This window comes from Polynucleobacter sp. KF022 (genome assembly GCF_027924105.1).
In the GTDB taxonomy this organism is placed as follows: domain Bacteria; phylum Pseudomonadota; class Gammaproteobacteria; order Burkholderiales; family Burkholderiaceae; genus Polynucleobacter.
In genome coordinates this window covers 695487-712021 of the sequence record NZ_AP026972.1, presented here as the reverse complement: position 1 = coordinate 712021, position 16535 = coordinate 695487, and the positions used below count along the sequence as shown (strand labels likewise).

Here is a 16535-nt window from a genome sequence, read left to right as displayed (position 1 = left end):
TGCTTTCTTATTTTTTGTGCAGGAACTTGAAGAACTCACCACTTGGCTCAACCACCATCACGTCCTTCTTATCCTTAAAGGAGCTTCTATAGGCCTCAAGGCTTTGATAGAACTGAGCAAACTGAGGATCGCGCCCAAATGCCTCTGCATAAAGTGCAGTAGCTTTAGCGTCACCTGCTCCCTTAATTTTTTGTGCATCACGATAGGCTTCAGCCAAAATAGTGTCACGTTGACGTTCGGCATTTGCACGAATTTTGTCAGACTCTGCAGCACCAGTAGATCGTAACTCGTTAGCAACACGCTTACGCTCTGCTTCCATACGACGATAAACAGAATCACTAATTTCAGCCAACAAATCAACGCGCTTTAAGCGAACGTCAACAATCTCTACGCCGATATCCGATGCATCATCAGCGACTTTCTTACGGATGCCCTGCATTACCTCTTCACGCTGATCAGAAATTAACTCACGAACAGTACGCTTGGTGAACTCTTCATTGAGTGCTGAACGAACCAATTGAGTCAATCGATCCTGCGCTAAACGCTCGTCACCTTTAAAGCTAATAAAGAACTTACGTGGATCGACAATGCGCCATTTCACATAAGAATCAACCAATAGGTTTTTCTTCTCAGCGGTAATAAAACGTTCTGCTTCAGGATTATCGATTGTCAAAATACGACGATCAAAGAAGCGGACACTCTCAAATGGAGCTGGTAGCTTTACTTGAATACCAGGGTTTTCAATCACACGAACAATTTGTCCGAAAGAAAATACCACCGCGAACTTGCGTTGATCCACTACAAAGATGCTAGAGGACAGCACATAGATCAGCGCAACAAAACCAATACCAGCAGCGATTAAACGATTTGCATTCATTATCTTGCCTCCCTATCGCGACTACGGAGACCATCACGTTTGTCTGCAGAACCACTACTTGGAGATACTGGAGCAACAGTATTGGCGCCAGTGGCACCGCCTACTGTGACGCTTCCCGTTGGGGTATTGGATCCAGACTGATTTACTTGCGAAGTTGCAGCTTGAGCACTTTCAGCGCTTACCTGTGCAACGATCTTATCGAGCGGGAGATATAAAAGACTATTGCTCTTGGTGGTATCAACCAAAATCTTAGTAACGTTGTTATACATCTCACGCATGCTATCGATATACATGCGGTCACGAGTCACCTGAGGCGCCTTGGAATATTCAACTAATACTTGCTTAAAGCGTGTGGCATCGCCCTCTGCGGTAGCCACTACACGAGCTTTATAGCCTTCAGCTTCCTGAATCAAGCGGGCAGCAGTACCTTTGGCTCTTGGAATAATGTCATTTGCGTATGCCTGACCTTCACTCTTTAAGCGCTCTTGGTCCTGACCGGCCTTCACTGCATCATCAAAGGCAGCCTGAACTTGCTCTGGAGGCTGAACATTTTGGACAGTGACACTAGTGACATAAATACCTGTCTTATAGCTATCCAAAATCTTCTGAATAGAATTTGCCAAATCAATGCCGATCTTTTCGCGACCTTCGTACAACACGGTATCCATCTTGCTACGCGCGACGATTTCACGGACGGCAGTTTCAGCAGCTTGCACTACTGCAGCATCAGGATCGCGATTGTTGAATAAATAGTCCGTAGGGTCTTTAAGGCGATATTGCACAGCAAAGCGTACGTCAATAATATTTTCATCCTCGGTGAGCATGGAGGAATCTTTTTGATTGGTTGCCTTGATTAAAACAGGGCGCCCCACTTCCACAGAGCGAACGCCTGATAAGTTGACTGTTTCTTCAGACTGAATTGGCCAAGGCATGCGCCAGTTGATACCAGGCCTTGCTGTGTAGTCGTATTTACCGAAAGTCAGAATAACGCCAGCCTGCCCCTCTTGAATAATGAAGAAACCGCTACATACCCACATAAAGAAAACAACTGCGCCTGCGATTAAGATGCTTGCTTTAGATCCAAACGGATTGCTGAAGTTGAAGTTGGGAGCACTCATCCCGCCGTTGCCACCCCCACCGCCACCTCTTTGAGAAGGCGGAGGAATATCAGTGTTACTTGGTTTATTAGCCGGTCTATTTGTTGCGCCAGGAGATTTCTTGCCGCCAAAGATGCCAGCAATTCTGTCATTGAAGTCACGCCACAACTCATCCAAATCCGGAGGGCCGTCTGGTTTAGCGGGTCGATTATTTGGCTGAGTCTCTACTGGTTTATTTGTATCGGGGTCAGCTTTAGGAGCTTGATCACTTCCCTGCCCATCTTTGGCATCTTTAGATCCGCCGGAATTGAGGCTATTGCCCCAACCTGGATCATTGACCGAAAACAGATCTAGAAATTTACGCATCATTAGAAAAATAGCTCGGGTTGGATATCGGATTAAATTCAGAAGTTGCTGGTCGTTCAGGTAAAGGCTCTAAAAACTCATCCGGGGCCAATTGCTTCTTGGCACGGTTGTGCTCGACCCTTATTCTATCAGTCATTTGAGAGCATTCGGCGAGCGCTGAGCGAAGTAAATCAAGGCCTAAGCCCGTCTGGGCCGAGAGGAAAATCTGGCTCGGGAAGCCTTGTCCATCGCGTTCTAAAACAGCCCCACGGGTAAAGGTTTGGGGCATCTGATCGATTTTGTTCATCACCTCGATGCGGGGGATGTCATCGGCCCCAATTTCCTCTAAAACTGCCTCAACTTCAGCCTTTTGCTCCCTAGCAACTGGGCTACAGGCATCAATAACATGCAAAATCAGGTCGGCATGGATGGTTTCATCCAAAGTGGCCCTAAAAGCCTCAACCAGCTGATGGGGCAAATCTCGGATAAAACCCACTGTATCGGAGACCACAATTGACCCAACCCCGTCCAAATGGACCTTTCTAGAGGTGGTATCTAAAGTGGCAAACAATTGATCGGCCGCATATGTCCCTGCTTTGGTAAGGGCATTAAAGAGGGTTGATTTGCCAGCATTGGTGTATCCCACCAAAGAAACCGAGAACACGTCTTTACGATTTCGCGCCCGCCTTTGCGTTCTTTGCTGACGCTGCAGTTTTTCTAATTCATTCTCAAGGCGCTTTGCTTTGGTTGCCAACATCCGGCGATCCAACTCCATTTGCGTTTCACCAGGACCGCCGCGAACACCAATACCACCGCGTTGACGCTCTAAGTGACTCCAAGCTCTGACTAAGCGAGACATACGATAGCGAACTTGTGCAAGTTCTACTTGCGTTTTACCGATATGACTTTGCGCTCTTTGACTAAATATATCCAAAATCAAACCAGTGCGATCCATCACATGAAACCCAATGTGACGCTCTAAATTTCGCTGCTGTGTTGGAGATAAGGGATGATTGAAGATCGCGAGTTCTGCACCCTGCTCTTCCATCACTCTTTTGAGTTCATTAGCTTTACCTGAGCCGATGTATAAAGCTGGATCAGTCCTGCCTTTACGGGCGATCACACTGGCTGCAGGTATAGAGCCGGCGCTATCAGCCAAAAGACTGAGTTCGGCCATGCTGTCAGCAAAATCTTCGCGCCCTGTATCTACTCCAACCAGAACGGCGCGTGCCGCATCTACTCCAGTTTTATACAGGGCTAGCTTCTTCTAAACGGAAATCAATCGCACGAGCAGGAACTATTGTCGAGATTGCATGTTTGTAAACCATCTGCGTAACGGTATTGCGCAAGAGAACAACATACTGATCAAAAGATTCAATATTGCCTTGCAACTTAATGCCATTTACGAGATAGATCGAAACAGGAACATGCTCTTTGCGTAATGCATTGAGAAATGGATCCTGAAGTAATTGAACTTTGTTGTTATTCATACTGCCCCTTATTTATCTTTTCTGAACTACTTTTTTCGGAGTCTTGCTTTTTTAATTAAATATCAATCTGTACTGCAAACTGCTGATTGAGTCCTCTATATTGGGCTGATTTTCGAAAAAATCAAGCCCAAGAAGGCTCAGAAATGAAAGCTTAGCCCAAATTAGCGCTTTTTGCCTTTTTTACCCTTATCAGCATCTACATAGGGGTTTTTGGCTGTATTCATCTGAATCCGCAAAGGCGTACCGCGTAACTTAAAGACATCCCTAAAGCGACCTTCCAAGTATCGCTTGTAGCTATCAGTCACCCCACTCAAGGATGTGCCATGAATGACCACAATTGGAGGGTTCATGCCCCCTTGGTGGGCATAACGCAATTTAGGACGGCCCATACCAACCCGTTTTGGCTGCTGATGCTCAATTGCTTCTTGCAAGATACGGGTCAAACGTGGGGTCGGCAATTTGGCCATAGCTGCAGCGTAGGCAGAATCCACATCTTTAAAGAGCTCTTTGAGGCCTGTGCCCTTTTTGGCAGAGATCGGATGCACGTTTGCAAAATCCAAGAAACGCAGTTTTTGTGCAATTTCTAAGCGAGCACGCTCTTTTACGTACGCGTCGATACCATCCCACTTATTTACCGCAACCACTAGGGCGCGACCAGCTTCAACAATAAATCCTGCGATGTGAGCATCTTGCTCGGAAATATCTTGCTGCGCATCCAGCATTAAGATCACTACGTTACAGTCTGCAATCGCTTGCAAGGTCTTTACAACAGAGAACTTCTCAATCGCTTCAAATACTTTGCCACGACGGCGCAGACCGGCAGTATCTACCAAGATGTAGGGCTTGCCATTGCGCTCAAAAGGAACTTCAATCGCATCACGTGTAGTGCCTGGCATGTCAAATGCAATCACGCGCTCTTCACCAATCAACTTATTGATTAATGTGGACTTACCTACGTTTGGACGACCTACTACTGCAATCTTCATTGGACGATTAGGGTCGTTAGCCAACTCTTCCTCATCCGGCTCAGCGATGCCTAAAGAATCTAATGCATCATCAATCAGACCGCGCACACCATCACCATGCGCAGATGAGATTGGGAAAGGCTCACCTAAACCGAGTTCATGAAAGTCTGCCGTTACAACGCCAGCTTGCATACCTTCAGTTTTATTTACAGCAAGAATGACTGGGCGACCCGTTTTACGCAAGAAGTCTGCAATTACGCGATCTTGTGGAGCCATACCTAAACGACCATCCACCAAGAAAATGACAATGTCTGATTCTGCGACAGCCTGCTTGGTTTGTTTGGCCATTTCAGCAACAATACCGGTCTTAGCAACAGGCTCGAAACCACCGGTATCTACGCAGATGAATGCGCGCTCACCAATGCGGCCTTTGCCATAGTGCCGATCTCTGGTTAAGCCAGAAAAATCAGCTACCAATGCATCACGTGAACGCGTTAGGCGATTAAAGAGGGTCGACTTCCCTACGTTGGGACGGCCGACGATAGTGATAACTGGATTCATTTTGGACTGTACGCCGCTATTTTTCCACCTTGAGATTGAACCAAGATGAGACCACCTACCGCAATGGGGGCAGCCGAGATTGGACTACTGTCGTGACGAATACGTGCAACCAACTCACCATTCGCCTGTGAAAATGCATGGATGTACCCTTGAGCATCACCCATGAGTAAAACCCTACCGACTGCAAGCGACTCGCCCACATCACGGAACGTTAACTGAGTGTTCTCCCAAACTTGTGTGCCATCTTTGGTAGCAAATGCAGTCACGTGCGATTTGTCGTTAGCCGAGAAAACCATATCCGCACTTTGTGATGTGCCGGTATAGCTTGAATAATCTTTAAACCACAAAAGATTTCCAGTACGCGCTTGACCGCAACCAACACGACCTTGATAAGAAACTGCGCAAATAATCTCGCCATCCATACTAGGCTTGGCAGTAACATCATTCAAGCGCTCAATTTCTGAGAATCCTTTAGGAAAAGAGACTGGGGTCTCCCAAACTAAACCACCATTGGCAATCGCAATCATGCCAAAACGTCCGCCAGTAAAACCCGTAACAATAACCTCATTACCAATAGCGAGCATTCCATAGCCAACTCGCAAGGACAAAGCGGACTGCTGACGTTGATAGGTCCACTTGCGCGCTCCAGTTTGAGCATCTAATCCAATAAAACGGTTGTCGAGCGCACGCACAATCACCACACCGGCAGCAACTACAGGCTCACTTAATACTTCGCTTCCAACACTCACGTTCCAGATTGACTTACCAGTATCGTCGTAGGCGTAAACCGTACCTTTTGTAGTTACAGCAACCGTGGTGCGACCATCGGAACCAGGTCCCACGGATAAACGTTCGGGAACAGATGCTTCCCATACCTTGTTACCCGATGCCAAATCAATCTTAGCTAAATTGCCTCGATGGGAGGCAGCGTAAACAGCATCCCCAGCAACAATGGGATGAAAGTTAAAAGTTTCTGATGAGCCGACGCTGGTTGACCACACCGGCTGCAAATCAAATTGATTGGTTACCGTCGCCAACTCGGCAGGCTTTCTGACTCGAGAGTTGCCAGAGCAGGCAACCAAAGCAATTACCACTGAACTCAACACTAGGGCAGCGCCTATGCGCCTTGGTAAACGCTTCATCTCTGTAGTCATCACTGAGCAACTCCTCCAACGGCATCCAATTTAACCTTCAAGAGACCACGCGCCTCCTCAGGAAATTCTTTTGATTGGTCTAGCTTCTTCCAAGCCTCTTGGTAGCTTTGCTTTGCTTGATCATTTTTCTTCTGAGCCAAATACCAATCACCGCGACGCTCAAGCCATAAAGACTCAAAACCAGCAATGGGTTTTTGATTCAAGATTTGATCTGCTTCAGTAAAATCTTTCTCGCCACCCTGCTCAATTAACTGTGTCACCAAGCGTAATTTTGCCAATGCCAAATAGCCATCATTTGATGCGTTCTTGGCAGCCCAACGTAAATAATCTGTCGCCTTAGAGCTATCGCCTGCATCTGATGCAATACGCGCAGCAATTAAGCTAGACATTGCAGCATACGGCGTACGTCCAAAATCTTTTTGTAAATCATCTGCAGCACGCAAAGTTTGATCCTTATCGCCTTTAGCGATTGCGCTCACCATCGTTTCATATAACTTGGAAGCCTCCAGTGATTGACTATTGCGCCACCACTGATATCCGCTGTAAGCAGCATATGCAAACAAAGCAGCCGTAATTACGCCCGTAATGAGATTGCGGTACTTCTGCCAAAACGCTTTGAATTGGTCTAATTGTTCTTGTTCTTCTAGATCTAAAGGCATGTCAATCCAAACTAATTAATCGGTAATTTATAAGTATTAGGGTAATTCTATTCGGAGGCGCCTACCAAGGCGTCAATTGCTGCTCCCAAGACATCATCCAGAGAAATAGACTTTTGCTCACCTGTGCCACGTAAGTCCTTGAGTTGAGCCTCATTCTTCGCTAATTCATCAGGTCCAATAATGACCGCAAAAGCAGCCCCACTGCTATCCGCCTTCTTCATTTGGGACTTAAAGCTAGCGGATTGACCATCTGGAGGGCAAAACAAGATCGTATCGATTCCGGCACTGCGTAAGCGCTCGGCAATAATCATGGCGGCCGTCAAAGTCTCACCGCCTTGGTGCAAAACAAAGATGTCGCACTGAGCTTGCGTCTCTGGCAAAGAACCAGAAACTTTCATTAACTCTAGAACGCGCTCCATTCCCATAGCCCAACCACAAGCAGGAGCAGCTTTACCGCCCATACGCTCAATCAATGGATCGTAGCGTCCACCACCAGCGATCGTGCCTTGGGCGCCTAACTCATCTGTCACCCATTCAAATACGGTGAGGTTGTAATAATCTAAGCCGCGTACTAAACGGGGATTAATTTTGCAAGGGATGTTGTTGGCCTTTAGCAAAGCCTGTACTGCATTGAAGTGCTTGAGCGACTCTTCACCCAAGAAATCTAACAGCTTCGGCGCGCCCTCAATCAAAACTTGCATCTCAGGATTTTTAGAATCCAAGATACGCAATGGATTTGAAATCAGACGCCGCTGTGAGTCTTCATCGAGCTGCTCTTTATTCTTTTCAAAGTAAGTCACCAGGGCTGCACGATGTTCTGCGCGCTCAGGAGCTTGACCTAAAGAGTTAATTTCTAGGCGGACGCCCTTCAAGCCCAGCTCATCCCAGAGGCGTTGACCCATGAGAATGATTTCAGCATCAATATCTGGCCCAGCAAAACCTAAGGCCTCAATACCGAACTGGTGGAACTGGCGATATCGACCACGCTGAGGACGCTCATGACGGAACATCGGACCGGTGTACCAAAGACGCTTCGGTCCTTCGTACAGCAAATTATTTTCAATAACGGAACGCACTAAAGCGGCAGTACCTTCAGGACGCAAAGTAAGCTGCTCACCATTGAGGCGGTCTTCAAAGGAATACATTTCCTTTTCAACAATGTCTGTGACTTCGCCAATGCCACGCTGAAATACCGCTGTTGCTTCCACAATAGGCGTTCTCAAAAACTCATAGCCATAAGCACGAGTGAGATCGCGTAAAACATGTTCAAGATGAGCCCACTGCGCAGCATCAGCCGGCAGCAAATCATTCATGCCGCGCACACCGTTAATCTTCTGCGTCTTTTGAACTTTATCTTTTGCGTTTTGATCAGTCATTTTTATTATTGTTTTGTTATTGCTTTACTTAAATCTATTTAAACCTTGGCTGCGTAATTCTGTTTTACGTATTCATCCACAATTACCTGAAACTCCTCAGCAATTCTCTCACCGCGCAAGGTTTTCACTTTAACTCCATCCACGAATACAGGTGCCGCCGGTGTTTCACCTGTTCCAGGCAATGAAATGCCAATATTCGCATGCTTGCTCTCGCCTGGGCCATTCACAATACAGCCCATGACAGCCACGTTCATATTCTCAACGCCAGGATGGGTTTTCTTCCAAACCGGCATTTGTTGACGTAAGTAGGACTGAATATTGGCTGCTAATTCTTGGAAAGTGGTACTAGTTGTTCTGCCGCAACCAGGACAAGCAATCACCATCGGCGTGAAATTACGCAAGCCCATGGTTTGCAAAATCTCTTGCGCAACAATCACTTCATTTTCACGAGGCGCACCTGGATCAGGCGTTAACGAAACGCGAATCGTATCGCCAATGCCTTCTTGCAACAAGATGCCCATTGCTGCCGTAGAAGACACAATTCCTTTACTACCCATACCGGCTTCAGTTAAACCCAAATGCAATGGATAGTCAGAGCGTCGTGAGAGATCGCGATAGACCGCAACCAAGTCCTGCACATTACTTACCTTGCAAGAAAGCAAAATCTGATCGGGATTCATACCCAACTCCACTGCTTTTTCTGCGGACTGTAATGCAGACTGAATCAATGCCTCAATCATCACCTCTTGCGCAGTCTTTGGAACTGCTAAAGCCGCATTGCTATCCATGATGGAAGCTAAAAGCTCTTGATCTAAGCTACCCCAATTGACACCAATTCGAATCGGTTTGTCATATTTACAAGCTGCCTCAATCATTTGGGCAAACTGAGGATCACGCTTAGCGCCCTTACCCACATTACCTGGATTAATGCGGTACTTGGAGAGTGCCTTCGCGCACTCCGGATAATCATTTAATAACGTGTGGCCGTTGTAATGAAAGTCCCCAATCAAGGGCACCAGCACATCCATCTTGTCTAACTGCTCACGAATATAAGGAACTGCAGCAGCCGCTTCCGGCGTATTAACGGTAATACGCACCATCTCCGATCCAGCACGCGCCAATTCTTTTACTTGAATGGCAGTACCTACCGCATCAGCAGTATCGGTATTTGTCATGGATTGCACGCGCACTGGTGCATCACCACCTACAGTAATGATGTTGGTCTTCCAAGCAACAGTTGCCTGACGGGTAGCGCGCTTAGGACTGGGTCCTAAGGGCAAGGGAGGTAATGAATTAGAGCTCATTGGAATCTATTGGTCGGGATCTAATCTTTAATTTAATTTTTTGAGCCATTCAATGGGATGCTCACTTGATTCAACTTCAGCAATTTCAATCTCAGCGCTGTGAACATCACGCTCACGAACTCGAGTGCGATCTACCACGTCCCCTGCTAACTGCCCACATGCGGCTGCAATGTCATCGCCGCGAGTCTTGCGTACTGTTGCTACCATTCCGGCATCCAAGAGAATGCCAGCAAAGGCATTGACCCGCTGGGCTGACGAACGCTTGAGGCCGGACTCTGGAAACGGATTAAATGGAATCAAATTAATTTTGCACTTAATGTTTCTGAGCAAGCGCACCAATTCTTTTGCTTGGATGTCGGAGTCATTCACACCATCAAGCATGCAATATTCAAAAGTTAAAAAATCTCTTGGAGCAAATGGTAGGTAACGCTCACAAGCATCCAATAATTCACGTAATGGATATTTTTGATTGAGCGGCACTAACTGATCGCGCAATGCATCATTCGACGCATGCAATGAAACCGCTAATGCTACTGGGCAATCTTGCGCGAGGCGATCAATCATCGGCACTACGCCTGATGTTGAAACAGTCACACGACGGCGCGATAAACCATACGCCCTATCATCAAGCATAAGGCGCAATGCAGATACGACATTGTCATAATTGAGTAAGGGCTCGCCCATTCCCATCATCACGACATTTGAAATCACGCGACCAGTGTGCTCCCAGCCTGGAGTAGGAAATTTTTCAATGCGACGAATAGCCTCAGGATCATTACGGAGCAGATGCTCAGCGAACCAAAGTTGCCCGATGATTTCACCAGAGGTGAGATTACGCGAGAAGCCTTGATGTCCAGTAGAACAAAAACGGCAATTAACTGCGCAACCCGCTTGAGAAGAGATGCACAGGGTGCCCCGGTCATCCTCAGGAATAAATACAGACTCCACGGCATTACCAGCGCCTACGTCCAGCAACCACTTACGGGTGCCGTCCAATGCGTGCTCATCTTTGATAACGGGGAGAGAAAGTACTTCCGCTTTATCTAGCAAGGTTGCTCTGAAGCTTTTTGCTAAATCACTCATGTCATTAATATCTGATACACCACGTTGATGTATCCACTGCATGAGTTGCTTTGCCCTGAAGGGCTTTTCATTCAACCCCGCGACATACGCTGCCATTTGGTCAGCGTCAAAATCTAAGAGATTTACGCGCGGGGTGGTCAATGCGACTACTTATAGATAAATAGCTAATCGATTAATCAGTGATTAACGATTAAAAACATTCATGCCAGGGAAGAAGAATGCAACTTCCACAGCAGCTGTTTCAGGAGCGTCAGAACCGTGAACAGCGTTTGCATCAATGCTGTCAGCAAAGTCAGCACGAATCGTGCCTTTTTCTGCTTTCTTAGGATCGGTAGCGCCCATCAAGTCGCGATTCTTAGCAATAGCACCTTCGCCTTGCAAAACTTGAATCATGACAGGACCAGAGATCATGAAGCTCACCAAGTCTTTGAAGAAAGGACGATCTTTGTGAACGCCATAGAACTGCTCAGCTTCGTTTTGTGACAAATGGGCCATTCTGGAAGCAACAATCTTCAAACCAGCAGATTCGAAACGGTCATAGATTTTGCCGATGACGTTTTTAGCGACAGCATCAGGTTTGATAATAGAAAGGGTGCGTTCAATTGCCATTCAAGACTCCAATAGTGATTTCAAAGGTATTTACCAGCTTGGGGCTTATAAGCCACCCCACTCCAGCGACCCCCGAATTATACATTGCCTGACCGTATTTACCCCTATGTCTGTAGGGCTAAGCCCTTGAATTTACAGGGCATAAGCCTTTAATTTGTAGGTCTTTCATAGGGGGGCTTGAAATTTAGGTGTTTTGTCTATACTTACTGTCAACAGCCCTATATGGGCTCTTGTAATAACTATGAAAAAGAAGGAGTCAATATGAGTGATCTGAACTCTTACGGCTTTGGCCAAACCGGCTCAATTAGTACCGTCCAGGTACGCAACCGCGTACTTCGCAATACTTATGCGCTCTTAGCGCTATCCATGGTGCCTACTGTCATTGGCGCCTGGCTCGGTATTGCCATGGGATTGGATTTCTTCTCAGGCAGTCCATTTATCGGCTTTATCGTGTTCATGGCAGTTGCCTTTGGTTTCTTCTGGGCAATTGAAAAGAATAAAGACACTGGTGTAGGCGTTCTCCTACTCCTGGGCTTTACCTTCTTCATGGGCATCATGATGTCCCGTTTAGTTGGCTTCACTCTTAACAGCTACAGCAATGGCGCAACACTCATCATGCTGTCCTTCGGCGGCACAGCTGCGATCTTCGCCACCATGGCAACGATTGCTACTGTTAGCAAAAGCGACTTCTCCGGCATGGGCAAATGGCTCATGGTTGGTGTGCTGCTCTTAATTGTTGCCTCTTTAGCAAACATCTGGTTACAGTTGCCTGCTTTGATGTTGACAGTGATGGTGTTAGCCATCGCAATCTTCTCCGCATTTATCTTGGTTGACGTACAGCGCGTGATCAACGGCGGCGAGACGAACTACATCATGGCTACTTTGGCTATTTACTTAGATGTATATAACGTCTTCACCAACTTACTTGCCCTCTTGGGTATTGTTGGCGGCAATAGAGATTAAGCAATACTAAGAACTGAAGTGTGACGTTCCCTAAGGCGCCTGCGGGCGCCTTTTTATTTGCTACAAAATAAGCTTCGTGTGAATTGCTTGCGACTAGAAACTAAACAGCAACAAACATACTCACTGCGTAAGACAGCGCCATCAAAATCAATAAGAGGGCAAAACTATCTGAGGCTTTCATGACAGACTCCCAAAAGTAATTTGCGGGTTTGGCGGCTAAGCATCACTGCACAGATTCAATTTACTCTTAGGTTGGGTTGAAGCATTTACCAGACGCACTGGATTTAGGCTCTACGCACTAAATTGGGGCAATCCCAGCTGGCTTATTGGGAAAATACTGCTCAATGAGCGATTTTGGTCGCTACAGCCGATCAAAAACCGCCATGGACTCCACATGTGAGGTGTGAGGGAACATATTAATAATCCCTGCACTGCTCAAAGAGTAGCCCGCTTGATGGCACAGGATCTCAACATCTCTTGCCAAGGTTTTGGGGTTACAGGAGACGTACACAATACGCTGAGGAAGCAAGTCACTTTGCTGAAGGTGTAATTCGGCTAACGCCTTGCAAATCTCCATCGCGCCTTCGCGTGGTGGATCCATTAGCCAGCGCTCTGCTTTTCCCCAGGATGCAATCGTTTCTGGCGTCACTTCAAATAAATCACTTTGCATGAAGCTTGCTTTATCAACCAGGCCGTTATGTTCGGCATTGGTTTTGGCTCTAGTAGTTAAGCTTGCTAAACCTTCTATACCTAAAACTTGTTTTGCTTTTCTAGCAAGCGGTAATGTGAAATTACCAATCCCACAAAATAAATCGAGCACACGATCCGTTGGCTTTACTTCAAGCAAGCGAATCGCCCTGCTGACTAATGCACGATTCATCATATGATTAACCTGCGTAAAGTCTGCCGGCTTAAATGGCATCTCGATTTCAAATTCTGGCAATCGATAGCAAAGCTTGCCAGTCACGGGATAAAACGGTGCCACCGTCTCAATGCCTTTGGGCTGGAGCCATATCCACACCTGATGCCGATTGGCAAACTCTCGCAGCAGTTGCTCGTCGTCAGCCGTTAGGGGCTTGAGATTACGAAATACCAAGGCGGTAACTGGTTTTGACTTTTTAGGATCATCCGATTGAGAATCTTCTGGCTCGCCAACTGCAATTTCAATTTGCGGCATGCGATCGACGATAGATAAGCCCATCACCAATTTGCGCATCTCTGGCAGCAAGTCGGATACGTGCTTAGGCAGAATCTCACACGCAAGCATGTCAGCAACATAGCCACTCTTGCCTTCATGAAAACCAATGAGTACCGTGCCTTTTTTGATAGAGCGATTAACGGCGCTGAGGCGTGCACGATGACGGTATTCCCAAGTAGGCCCACCCATCGGGCGCAGAATTTCTCCTGGCTTTACTTTGGCAATATGCTGCAAATCATCTTCGAGCACACGCTGCTTCATAGCAACTTGTGCACGTATATCTAAATGCTGCATCGTGCAGCCACCGCAAACACCAAAGGCTTTACATTTAGGCTCAGCCCGAAATACTGCAGGCTTCAGAATATCTCGAGCTTTGGCCTTGCTAAAGCGGGCTTTGTCGCTAGTGATGGTGTATGTCACTAACTCCGTTGGCAATGCGCCCTTAATGAAGATGACTTTGCCACTTTGACCCTGGGCAAGCTCTTCCTCATTAGGTGCTAAGCGTGCAATGCCTTGGGCGTCTAGATCCAAGGCTTCGACTTTAATTGGCTCAGTCACCTCAATATTGACTGGCTTATCCCCTCTACGCATCCGCAGAAAAACCCTGGAGATATTCTTGCCACTGAGCACCATTAGGCTCTTTAGCTTCTTTTTCTAGGTAGGCTTTTACAAACTCAATCTCTTCTTGGTACTCCTCAAGAGAAAAGCCACCACGTAGTAACTGAAACCGACAGTACATGAGATAAGTGTTGACCACATCAGTCTCACAGTAACGACGAATGTCATTAATCTTGCCATCTTGGTAAGCGGGCCACACTTGACTGCCATCCATACCCATCTTGCCCGGAAAGCCGCAGAGCTTAGCCAAGCCATCGAGAGGCGCATTGGCGCGACCATTAAATTTAGCTAAGAGATCCATCATATCGAGATGACGCATGTGATATCGACTGATGTAGTTATTCCACTTAAATTCACGGCTATCTGACTCTTGGCTCTCGCCCATCTCCCAATAACGCGGTGCTTGAATATGATTCGCCAGAGCGCGATAGTGCAATACCGGCAAATCAAAGCCACTGCCATTCCATGAAACCAACTGCGGCGTGTATTTTTCAATCAGATCAAAGAAGGCTTGCACCAAAACTTTTTCATCATCTTGTGGGGCGCCTAAGGTACCAACTTTAATTTGTGGCAAACCTTCTTTGGTGGTTCTGCGAATCACGCAAGATATAGCCACAATCTTTTGTAGGAATAGAGGCAGAAATTCACTGCCAGTTTTAGCGGCACGATCAGCCATGGCCTTGCTAGCTACTTCGGTATCGCTCATAGATTCTGGAAAATCTTCCAGACGACGCAATCCCGCTACATCAGGAATGGTTTCAATATCGAATACGAGAACGGTCGCCATACTTACTTAAGGCAACGTTACTGCAGATACGGCGTTGGATTAACTGGTTTTCCGTTAACGCGTAACTCAAAGTGCAACTTGATTGCATTGGCATCTGTATCGCCCATCTCGGCAATCCTCTGACCCTTACGCACAGAATCACCTTCTTTTACCAAGAGCTTGCTATTGTGAGCATAAGCAGTGAGATAAGTGTTGTCATGTTTAACAATGACTAAATTGCCATAACCGCGCAAGCTATTTCCGGCGTAGACCACCTTACCGTCAGATGCTGCAAGCACAGGTTCGCCAACCTTCCCGGCAATATCAATCCCTTTATTGGTCTCACTAAATTCAGCAATGACCTTGCCCTTTGCGGGCCAAGATAAACGAATACCTGGCTCAGCCACCACTTCAGCTTTCGCTGGCTCTGGAGTAGCTGCAGGTGAATCTGCTTTATCTGCTACCGGCTTCTTATCCGCAACACGTGCCGGCTTAGAACCTGCAGGCGCTTTAATCAAAATCAAATCACCCACTTCAATCACATTAGGGTTGAAGTTAGGGTTGACTGCTTTATTCCACTGAGTGACATCGCGCGGAGCTTGGCCATGATCCAAAGCAATACGCGCTAAGGTATCCCCTTTTTTCACACGGTAGTAACCAGACGGTGTAGGCTCAGTAGTGCTAGCACTACGATCTGTGACGCTAGCAGGTTTAGCGCGTGGCACAGTACTGCAACCGACAACCAATACCAATGATGTGGTCATGAGCGCAATAAGGGAAGACTTCAATAAGGTACGTGACATTAAATTAGGTTCTGAATTGTTGAATTCATCATAAAACTTATACTACCCCTGATTGTAAGGGGACAAAAAAGACCTCGTCCAGCACAGTTCTTTGGTAGCGCTGGGAGCTCATCCTCTCCACCATCACCAACTGCTGTTCTTTGTCATTTTTAGCAACTGGGGCAACCAGACGACCGCCAATCGAGAGTTGGTCCAATAAGGCATCCGGAATCCCTAAGCCTGCAGCGGCCAAGATAATCCCGTCAAATGGTGCCGCTTGGGGCAAACCTAAGATGCCATCACCATAAATCAGACGCAAATTATTAATCCGAAATGGGCGTAACTTAGCTCTAGCCATGTCATGCAATGGGCGTATACGCTCAATTGAGTAAACCTCATCTGCTAGCAAACTGAGGACCGCCGCTTGGTAGCCGCAGCCAGTACCTATTTCCAATACTTTGCCTAGTTTGTGCTTAGGTTTATGAAGTAGTTCAATCATGCGCGCTACTACGGATGGCTTTGAGATAGTTTGCTCATGACCGATAGGTAAGGCCGTATCTTCATAAGCTTGCGCATGTAGACCTGCATCCATAAATGCATGCCTTGGAACGGTGGCAATCGCCTCTAAAGTTTTGCCATGCTTTACGCCACCAGCATGCACTTTTGCAGCTAGAGCTTGGCGATAGGC

Annotated in this window: 15 protein-coding genes and 1 pseudogene; 1 reads left to right on the top strand and 15 read right to left on the bottom strand. The window is 46.9% G+C overall.

What is annotated here, in order from left to right; all coding sequences use genetic code 11:
* Positions 1-7: 7 nt before the first annotated feature.
* The 11 genes from hflC to ndk all read right to left on the bottom strand — a co-directional run bounded on the left by hflC (position 8) and on the right by ndk (position 11520).
* A complete protein-coding gene (gene hflC / locus PKF022_RS03750) occupies positions 8-877 on the bottom strand; it encodes a protease modulator HflC (protein ID WP_216231612.1) in 870 nt (289 codons plus the stop codon).
* Positions 877-2343 carry an FtsH protease activity modulator HflK gene (hflK, locus tag PKF022_RS03745; protein WP_281777272.1) on the bottom strand — a complete coding sequence of 489 codons (1467 nt, stop codon included), beginning with the start codon at positions 2341-2343 and terminating at the stop codon, positions 877-879. Before hflK ends, hflC begins: the two co-directional genes overlap by 1 nt.
* Positions 2333-3538 (bottom strand): GTPase HflX, encoded by a 1206-nt coding sequence (gene hflX, locus PKF022_RS03740; RefSeq protein WP_281777464.1) that lies wholly within the window; start codon positions 3536-3538, stop codon positions 2333-2335. Before hflX ends, hflK begins: the two co-directional genes overlap by 11 nt.
* A 28-nt stretch (positions 3539-3566) precedes the next feature.
* The gene (gene hfq, locus PKF022_RS03735; protein WP_281777271.1) at positions 3567-3809 is read right to left on the bottom strand and encodes an RNA chaperone Hfq; all 243 of its coding nucleotides are present in this window, start codon (positions 3807-3809) and stop codon (positions 3567-3569) included.
* A gap of 161 nt (positions 3810-3970) precedes the next feature.
* Positions 3971-5335, bottom strand: coding sequence for a ribosome biogenesis GTPase Der (der, locus tag PKF022_RS03730; RefSeq protein ID WP_281777270.1), 1365 nt, complete (start codon positions 5333-5335; stop codon positions 3971-3973).
* The gene (bamB, locus tag PKF022_RS03725) at positions 5332-6489 is read right to left on the bottom strand and encodes an outer membrane protein assembly factor BamB (protein WP_281777269.1); all 1158 of its coding nucleotides are present in this window, start codon (positions 6487-6489) and stop codon (positions 5332-5334) included. The genes der and bamB overlap by 4 nt, the downstream gene beginning before the upstream one ends.
* A complete protein-coding gene (locus tag PKF022_RS03720; RefSeq protein WP_281777268.1) occupies positions 6489-7148 on the bottom strand; it encodes a tetratricopeptide repeat protein in 660 nt (219 codons plus the stop codon). Before PKF022_RS03720 ends, bamB begins: the two co-directional genes overlap by 1 nt.
* A gap of 47 nt (positions 7149-7195) precedes the next feature.
* Entirely contained in the window at positions 7196-8524 is a 1329-nt protein-coding gene (gene hisS / locus PKF022_RS03715; protein WP_281777267.1) for a histidine--tRNA ligase, read from the bottom strand.
* Between the two features lie 38 nt (positions 8525-8562).
* Positions 8563-9828 (bottom strand): flavodoxin-dependent (E)-4-hydroxy-3-methylbut-2-enyl-diphosphate synthase, encoded by a 1266-nt coding sequence (ispG, locus tag PKF022_RS03710; protein ID WP_281777266.1) that lies wholly within the window; start codon positions 9826-9828, stop codon positions 8563-8565.
* A gap of 27 nt (positions 9829-9855) precedes the next feature.
* Entirely contained in the window at positions 9856-11052 is a 1197-nt protein-coding gene (gene rlmN / locus PKF022_RS03705) for a 23S rRNA (adenine(2503)-C(2))-methyltransferase RlmN (protein WP_281777265.1), read from the bottom strand.
* 42 nt (positions 11053-11094) lie between these two features.
* Positions 11095-11520, bottom strand: coding sequence for a nucleoside-diphosphate kinase (ndk, locus tag PKF022_RS03700; protein ID WP_068321117.1), 426 nt, complete (start codon positions 11518-11520; stop codon positions 11095-11097).
* A 261-nt stretch (positions 11521-11781) separates the two neighbouring features.
* Here ndk and PKF022_RS03695 point away from each other — a divergent pair, with 261 nt between their 5' ends.
* The gene (locus PKF022_RS03695) at positions 11782-12483 is read left to right on the top strand and encodes a Bax inhibitor-1 family protein (RefSeq protein WP_281777264.1); all 702 of its coding nucleotides are present in this window, start codon (positions 11782-11784) and stop codon (positions 12481-12483) included.
* 361 nt (positions 12484-12844) lie between these two features.
* On the opposite strand, the gene rlmD is transcribed toward PKF022_RS03695, so the two are convergent.
* The 4 genes and pseudogenes from rlmD to PKF022_RS03675 all read right to left on the bottom strand — a co-directional run.
* Positions 12845-14272 carry a 23S rRNA (uracil(1939)-C(5))-methyltransferase RlmD gene (rlmD, locus tag PKF022_RS03690; RefSeq protein WP_281777463.1) on the bottom strand — a complete coding sequence of 476 codons (1428 nt, stop codon included), beginning with the start codon at positions 14270-14272 and terminating at the stop codon, positions 12845-12847.
* Positions 14265-15086 (bottom strand): 3'-5' exonuclease, encoded by an 822-nt coding sequence (locus PKF022_RS03685; protein ID WP_281777263.1) that lies wholly within the window; start codon positions 15084-15086, stop codon positions 14265-14267. The genes rlmD and PKF022_RS03685 overlap by 8 nt, the downstream gene beginning before the upstream one ends.
* Before the next feature lie 17 nt (positions 15087-15103).
* Complete coding sequence (locus tag PKF022_RS03680) at positions 15104-15868, bottom strand: peptidoglycan DD-metalloendopeptidase family protein (protein WP_281777262.1); 765 nt, start codon at positions 15866-15868, stop codon at positions 15104-15106.
* A gap of 37 nt (positions 15869-15905) precedes the next feature.
* A pseudogene (locus PKF022_RS03675) lies at positions 15906-16529 on the bottom strand (protein-L-isoaspartate(D-aspartate) O-methyltransferase); the annotation flags it as partial.
* Between the last annotated feature and the right edge of the window lie 6 nt (positions 16530-16535).

Bases quoted from the DNA above. Each gene is read 5' to 3' on its own strand.
- hflC (WP_216231612.1), bottom strand. From the start codon at position 877: ATGAATGCAAATCGTTTAATCGCTGCTGGTATTGGTTTTGTTGCGCTG.
- hflK (WP_281777272.1), bottom strand. From the start codon at position 2,343: ATGATGCGTAAATTTCTAGATCTGTTTTCGGTCAATGATCCAGGTTGG.
- hfq (WP_281777271.1), bottom strand. From the start codon at position 3,809: ATGAATAACAACAAAGTTCAATTACTTCAGGATCCATTTCTCAATGCA.
- der (WP_281777270.1), bottom strand. From the start codon at position 5,335: ATGAATCCAGTTATCACTATCGTCGGCCGTCCCAACGTAGGGAAGTCG.
- bamB (WP_281777269.1), bottom strand. From the start codon at position 6,489: ATGACTACAGAGATGAAGCGTTTACCAAGGCGCATAGGCGCTGCCCTA.
- PKF022_RS03720 (WP_281777268.1), bottom strand. From the start codon at position 7,148: ATGCCTTTAGATCTAGAAGAACAAGAACAATTAGACCAATTCAAAGCG.
- hisS (WP_281777267.1), bottom strand. From the start codon at position 8,524: ATGACTGATCAAAACGCAAAAGATAAAGTTCAAAAGACGCAGAAGATT.
- ispG (WP_281777266.1), bottom strand. From the start codon at position 9,828: ATGAGCTCTAATTCATTACCTCCCTTGCCCTTAGGACCCAGTCCTAAG.
- ndk (WP_068321117.1), bottom strand. From the start codon at position 11,520: ATGGCAATTGAACGCACCCTTTCTATTATCAAACCTGATGCTGTCGCT.
- PKF022_RS03695 (WP_281777264.1), top strand. From the start codon at position 11,782: ATGAGTGATCTGAACTCTTACGGCTTTGGCCAAACCGGCTCAATTAGT.
- rlmD (WP_281777463.1), bottom strand. From the start codon at position 14,272: ATGCGTAGAGGGGATAAGCCAGTCAATATTGAGGTGACTGAGCCAATT.
- PKF022_RS03685 (WP_281777263.1), bottom strand. From the start codon at position 15,086: ATGGCGACCGTTCTCGTATTCGATATTGAAACCATTCCTGATGTAGCG.
- PKF022_RS03680 (WP_281777262.1), bottom strand. From the start codon at position 15,868: ATGTCACGTACCTTATTGAAGTCTTCCCTTATTGCGCTCATGACCACA.